The following is a 6,379-nucleotide window of genomic DNA, read 5'->3' as shown; positions in this document are numbered from 1 at the left end:
GTTCATTATAAAATGCTGAATTTTTCCCCTTCATTGCTCTTCCTTTTTTTTATGAAAAATGCATTTCTTTATCTCATGCTCGCTTTTTTAAGAACCACTAAAAGTGCGATGCATAGCGCTTCCCTTATTTTCAACAAAAAACCCAAACTTTCTAAAAGCGCGGTTGCTCTTCCAAATGATTAAGAGCAGCCTCCTCATTACAAACGAAAATAGGCTATCCCCTTTGCCTGATGATTTTCCAACCATTCAGCCCCTCTTCTCTATGTCACGAGCTTCCAAACATTGCCTCTTCCCCCTCACGATAGCTACAAAAGTGCCTGGTCACTCTCTTTTCTTACGCGTTTTAATACCCGTCTCACTTTACGATACGTTCTCACCTGCTTAAAGACACCATAATAAAGTTCTAAAATCATCATGGGAATAAAAGCAACCACCAATGTCACGCACATAAGCACGAAAACAAATATCATGACAAGAATATCGTCCATTTTCCAGTTCACACTTTCTTTATATCGATCCTTTTGATCGGTTATTTTACCCCGTTGCTGGTTTATTCCTTTCAATTTCCGAATATTTTTTACCAACAAAAACCACAATATGATGCCGAGTATCAATATAACTGGGAACAAGACCAAAACACACACTATAATAACTTTCCAAAACGCATACAGAGAGAGAAAAAGAGGTGTATCCCACCACCCTGTCCGTTCTCCATTGCTACCCAAGGATAGGAGAAAGAAAATCTTGTTCCACAACTCAAGAGAGAAAATGTTGTACTCTTTGCTATCCAAGGATGAGAGAGAGAATCCTGTTCCACAGCTCAAGAAAGAAAATCCTGTTCCATAGCTCAATAATGAGTGAGAGAAAACAAATGACAACACGCTCTCGCATAGAAAAAACACTTTTTTCGAAAAAATGGCGTAGTTCATTATAAAATGCTGAATTTTTCCCCTTCATTGCTCTTCCTTTTTTTTATGAAAAATGCATTTCTTTATCTCATGCTCGCTTTTTTAAGAACCACTAAAAGTGCGATGCATAGCGCTTCCCTTATTTTCAACAAAAAACCCAAACTTTCTAAAAGCGCGGTTGCTCTTCCAAATGATTAAGAGCAGCCTCCTCATTACAAACGAAAATAGGCTCTCCTCTTTGCCTGATGATTTTCCAACCATTCAGCCCCTCTTCTCTATGTCACGAGCTTCCAAACATTGCCTCTTCCCCTCACGATAGCTACAAAAGCGCCTTGTCACTCTCTTTTCTTACCCGTTTTAATACCCGTCTCACTTTACGATACGTTCTCACCTGCTTGAAAACAAAATAGTAAAATTCTAAAATGAGCATGACAACACCCGCAGGAAAAAAGACGTCTAGCAGAAATATCAACCAAAAGTATACGATAAAAAAACGGCTTATTTTTTCTCTATCTTTTTTTGACGGATTATTTTGTTGATCGGTTGTGTGACCCCGTTGCTGGATAACCTCTTTTAACTGCTGAATCTTTTTTTTCAACAAATACGTTAAGATGAGATAAAGCACCAATAAAACAAGCATCAAGGCAACAACACATACCATGATGACTTCACGCAGCACAAAGAGCGCTAAAAGAGTGCTATCCTGCGATACACTCAACGACCACTTGGATTCTAATGGGATCAAAAGAGCTTTATGACCTATCCCAATAAGGATAGAAATAAGAAAAATAATAATATGATCTTTATAAGAACGAGATGATTTTCCAAAAACAACAGAGCACAGTTTGTTATAAAATGTGGAATTTTCCCCCTTCATTTGCTCTTCCTTTTTATACAACTGTTTATCCCTAACTTTATAAGGACACGAACAATCTCTCAAGTAAAATTCCGTCCATTATCGTCAAACAGAATACCGAAGAGAACACTTGTATTGCATATTTATGTTGCCAATAACTTCAATTTTGCCAATTCACGTGCTTGTTTTAAAGAAACGTCTCTCAACACTTCTAAACCAACGCGCCTCCACCCCATTTCATGAACAGCCCCCATGAAGGGGATAATAATAGCGCCCTCATGAATATATCCCCCTTACTATAAACTCTATCACCACCATTGTTTCAATAAAAAGTATAACCCAGCACCATGCCCATACGCCGCCCACTACCCCTTACAACAACCTTATCCACTGCCTCCTACAACAGCCATACTCCCGCTCTGCCCCTACAACAACCTTACCCCCTGCGCCCTACAACAGCCATACCCGCGCCCCCTACAAACAGCCATACCGCACGCGCGCCCTACAACAGCCCTTATCCCTTGAAAAGATAGAAACATTTTTATTCTTTTCTCAATTTTTTTCCGCCCCCTTGTTTTCCGCCCCCCCACTTTAAACATGAAAAAAGTCACTTCCATTGATGTGCAAATGATCACGCAATAAGAGCATTTGAAATGAGAAAATCTTACAACTCTCTTATTCTAATTAAAAAGGATCAATGATCATTCAAAATATATAAATCAAAATATGACGATATCTTCCATTTTTCATTGGGGATCTTGCAAGCCAATCGCTCAGAATATACTCATAAAAGCGCTTCTAACACAGCGAGACAGACACTATTTTAAAGATCACGCGTTTTAATATTAATGAAAGCACTGACATTCGCTTGCAAGTTTGAGGTGTGGTTTTGAGGTGTTGTTTTGTCAACAATCTTGTTAGCATGTATTGATTCTATGACCATGCAGTATCATCACAATTGCTCTTTATGAACAGTATAGCGATATGCGTCATTTTACTTACAATTCTTTATAAGCCTTGCGTAAGACTTATCGTGAAAAAGGAAAAACCTGTTGAATATAGCAATTATTTTGGGGTCTGTGCGTCAACCTTCATTAACACGAACTTTAGCCAGTTATTTAGCAGATTGCCTCATGAAGCGGGGTGCATCACTCCATTGGGTTGATTTGCGTGAACAGCCCTTACCGATGACAGATCCAGATTATCATCAGCAGGTTGAGGCTAATCCAAGTGCTGCAGTTCGCCAGTTTGTAAAAACCATTGCAACGGCTGATGGCGTTATTCTAGCAAGCCCCGTCTATCAAGGGTCTTATTCGGGTGTTTTAAAAAATGCTCTTGATAATTTGAGCTATAATGCCTTTTTAAATAAACCTGTTGGGCTTATCTCTCATGGGAGTACTGCCAAAAAATGCGCACAACCGTGTGAGCATTTATTGCCGGTGGTGCGCACGCTTTATGGTTATGCACTCCAATGTCAAATCGCCTCCTCCACTGAAGATTTTTCCTCCGATGATGAAGGTCGTACTTGGAAAGTTATAAGTAAAGAGGTACAAACACGTTGTGAAAGGCTTGCTGATGAAATGTACACATTTTTAAAGCAACGCGGTGTGATTTAAAGCAATAAGGGAGGGGGCATGAAAAAAAAGAATGCGCACTATCGTTATTTAGTGGTAGGGGGCACAGGGATGCTTTCCCCTTTGTGTCAATCATTAGAGCCACAAGAAGTGATTATTGCTGCACGCTTTCTTTCCCATAAAGTCCAGCTTGAGGCATTGCAAAAACAGCATATGTGTGTACCATTGGATTATGATTGTGCAGCATCAAAGGCACAATTTTTAGAAGCTGTGAAGCAATGGCATGATCTAAAATATTGCATATTATGGATTCATTCACCCGCCCATGCATTTTCTTGCGCATTAATTGAACGATTGGCTCTTTTGCCTAAACCACCATGTATTCTTCATATTTTTGGTTCCAACACGCATGATCAAATGATTATCGATTGCGCACACAAAAACAAGGTTGATTTTATCCCCATTCAATTAGGACAAAAAACAACCCCAAAAGGTTCACGATGGCTAACCCACCAGGAGATAAGCCAACAAGTCCTAGATGCCATAAAAAACCATATGAATAAACAAAACTTATGATCAATACCTATGCTTTGCCAAGAAGCCGTGCCCCCTCCAATCTCTACCTATACTCGAAACACCCTCTTGAATAGCCCATACTCTCTAAAATCATGGGCTTTGAGAACAAACAATCCCCCCTCCTTTACGCCTCTAAACAGCATGCCTATTCAACAGCTCCAGAACCAAACGGTTTCTAACCCTTCTCACACGGGCTTATCCCCCTCTCACAGTTTATGATCTTCACATGTCTTATCCCCCTCTCACACAACTTATAAAGCATAATCTTGTGGGGCGTTATCTTATGGAGCGTTATGGTATAAAACTTAAAACAGCAAATTGTGTTTAGAATTTTTGTCTATTTTAAAACTGATCTTTCTCCTCACACCTCAAAGAACGACAGTTTCTACGGAACAATGGTTTCTACGCAACGTAAGGTTCCCACGAAAATCCTCTCTTGCAACAGTCCAAATTTTAGCGGGTTTGAGTTGACTTCCCGCCCATAGTCTTCCCTTAATACTTATACCAGACAAGCTTTTTTAAAAGAAATTTCAACGCCCTCCTTAAAAAAAACACTTCAACATACTTCGCCCCCCTTCACCCCAACCGCGCCCAAAACCCTCACGGCTTTTCACCAACCACAAATCCTCACCTTTACAGTTCCGCGTTTTTACGATTTTGCAAATTCACAGAAAACAAGCAAACTTCCAATAAACAGCCCCATTGAAACCTATCACTGATCTATCACCGCCCTATCACCAGCCTATTATTTGCCACCAGCCCTTTTCACCAAACGCCCCTATTCCAGCGCATTTCACAATCCAGCCCCTCCATTGGTGCCCTCTTCACCTCAACCGCGCCCAAAACCATCACGGCTTTTCACCAACCACAAATCCCAGCCATTGCAGTTCCACGTTTTTACGATTTTGCAAATTCACAGAAAACAAGCAAACTTCCAATAAACAGCCCCATTGAAACCTATTACAAATCTATCACCAGCCTATTACTTTCCACCAACCCTTTTCACCAAACGCCCCTATTCCAGCGCATTTCACAATCCAGCCCCTCCATTGGCGCCCTCTTCACCCCAACCACGCCCAAAACCCTCACGGCTCTTCACCAACCACACATCTCAGCAATTACAGTTCCACGTTTTTACGATTTTGCAAATTCACAGAAAATCAGCAAACTTCCGATAAACAGCCCCATTGAAGCCTATTACAAATCTATCACTGACCTATTAATGGACAGAAGCAATGGCATGATCTAAAACTCATACCTCCCCCATGACATGAAGGCTACACACGCTTTTTCAGCGCTGCATTTAATTGTTTCGTAACCTTGTAATACGATATCAAACGTTTGATAAAAGAAATATACAGTGCCACAATGGGTATTGTTAAGAACAAATCAAAAACACCCCCCAGCAGAATGATCAAAATCACCGTCCAAGCTACCGCCATTTCGTAATGCATTTTATTCCCCTTCTCTTTATAAATTGATTTGTTTAGTATAAATTGATTTATTGGATTGCTTCAGTCACTTCTTCCAATTGCTGAATTTTCTTTTTCAATCGATGAGTTAAAATTTCACGAAGGATCACACCAACAGGGATCGTTGCAAAAATACATACCGATAAAAAAAACCAGAAAAGCAAGAGAATGGCAAAATATTCAAATCTGCTCTCATCTATCCCTTTAAAGAAAATCACATAGACATAAGCTTTGAAAAACATAATGATGAAAGAGAGGCATGCGTGGAGGATATAATCTTTGCGTGAAAAAGCGAGCCATTTTTTTAACGAATAGAAACTTATCTGTGTTTCTAGTGCTAAGTTTTGCGGCACTCTCTCTTTTTCTTTTCCACTTTTTTCAAAGAAACAAAAATGCTGCGGCTGTTCTTTCATCAAACGTCTTTGTTTCTTCACTCTGTAATAGAGCCTCAAATGCTTGATTAAAGAATAATAAGGCGCCACAATAATCATATTCACAAAAATGGCAAAAACTGTAACTGCATTTAGAAGAAAACATCCAACCGGCAGAAACAAAATAAAAACCGCGGACTCACTCCTCATGCGTATAACCTCATTGATTAATCTCCTGCTGCTTTGTTTCTTCTTTTATTTTTTCCAATTTGCGCTCTTTAACGGAGCGCAGCCCCCACAAAATAGGAAGAGGAGTGAGAAGACAAAACCAAATCAACACTGGTAAGAGAAAAATAAGAGAACCAATCCCTTCCCATTTTATCCATTGCAACGGCTGTACCAGAGATTTTGCACCTGCAGGAACTTCTAAAGCCATCATGATAAGGCATGTGCAAAACATGATGAAAAAGGAACGCCCTATTATTTTACAACTTTCCACCCCTTTACGGCTTTCCACTGAAGACATCGTCAATTTTTTGAATGAAAAGAAAGACTCTCCAAATGTCGCATTTTTCTCCTGCATTGATCCCCTCTGTTTTTACACTTCGCGCTTTTTACGCTC

General features: G+C 39.9%; 6 protein-coding genes. 2 read left to right on the top strand and 4 right to left on the bottom strand.

Features of this window, described 5'->3' with window-relative positions; translation table 11 throughout:
• Window positions 1-305: 305 nt before the first annotated feature.
• A complete protein-coding gene (locus PVV60_RS05755; protein WP_273723758.1) occupies window positions 306-929 on the bottom strand; it encodes a hypothetical protein in 624 nt (207 codons plus the stop codon).
• Between the two features lie 298 nt (window positions 930-1,227).
• Window positions 1,228-1,785: a hypothetical protein gene (locus PVV60_RS05750; RefSeq protein ID WP_273723757.1), complete on the bottom strand. Its 558-nt coding sequence runs from the start codon at window positions 1,783-1,785 to the stop codon at window positions 1,228-1,230.
• 1,031 nt (window positions 1,786-2,816) lie between these two features.
• Here PVV60_RS05750 and PVV60_RS05745 point away from each other — a divergent pair.
• Both PVV60_RS05745 and PVV60_RS05740 read left to right on the top strand, forming a co-directional pair.
• Window positions 2,817-3,380, top strand: a complete 564-nt coding sequence (locus PVV60_RS05745) for an NADPH-dependent FMN reductase (protein WP_273723756.1) — start codon at window positions 2,817-2,819, stop codon at window positions 3,378-3,380.
• An 18-nt stretch (window positions 3,381-3,398) separates the two neighbouring features.
• Window positions 3,399-3,914, top strand: coding sequence for a short-chain dehydrogenase (locus PVV60_RS05740; RefSeq protein WP_273723755.1), 516 nt, complete (start codon window positions 3,399-3,401; stop codon window positions 3,912-3,914).
• Window positions 3,915-5,415: 1,501 nt separating this feature from the next.
• Here the strand turns inward: PVV60_RS05740 and PVV60_RS05735 are convergent.
• Both PVV60_RS05735 and PVV60_RS05730 read right to left on the bottom strand, forming a co-directional pair.
• The gene (locus PVV60_RS05735) at window positions 5,416-5,967 is read right to left on the bottom strand and encodes a hypothetical protein (RefSeq protein WP_273723754.1); all 552 of its coding nucleotides are present in this window, start codon (window positions 5,965-5,967) and stop codon (window positions 5,416-5,418) included.
• A gap of 10 nt (window positions 5,968-5,977) precedes the next feature.
• Window positions 5,978-6,340: a hypothetical protein gene (locus PVV60_RS05730; RefSeq protein WP_273723753.1), complete on the bottom strand. Its 363-nt coding sequence runs from the start codon at window positions 6,338-6,340 to the stop codon at window positions 5,978-5,980.
• Between the last annotated feature and the right edge of the window lie 39 nt (window positions 6,341-6,379).

The organism is Bartonella sp. AU18XJBT (assembly GCF_028618595.1).
Lineage (GTDB): Bacteria > Pseudomonadota > Alphaproteobacteria > Rhizobiales > Rhizobiaceae > Bartonella.
The sequence above is the reverse complement of the archived record's forward strand: the minus strand, read 5'-3'. Positions and strand labels throughout refer to the sequence as shown.

What these genes read in the sequence shown, in the direction of transcription:
- PVV60_RS05755 (WP_273723758.1), bottom strand. Translation starts at nt 929, where the DNA reads ATGAACTACGCCATTTTTTCGAAAAAAGTGTTTTTTCTATGCGAGAGC.
- PVV60_RS05750 (WP_273723757.1), bottom strand. Translation starts at nt 1,785, where the DNA reads ATGAAGGGGGAAAATTCCACATTTTATAACAAACTGTGCTCTGTTGTT.
- PVV60_RS05740 (WP_273723755.1), top strand. Translation starts at nt 3,399, where the DNA reads ATGAAAAAAAAGAATGCGCACTATCGTTATTTAGTGGTAGGGGGCACA.
- PVV60_RS05735 (WP_273723754.1), bottom strand. Translation starts at nt 5,967, where the DNA reads ATGAGGAGTGAGTCCGCGGTTTTTATTTTGTTTCTGCCGGTTGGATGT.
- PVV60_RS05730 (WP_273723753.1), bottom strand. Translation starts at nt 6,340, where the DNA reads ATGCAGGAGAAAAATGCGACATTTGGAGAGTCTTTCTTTTCATTCAAA.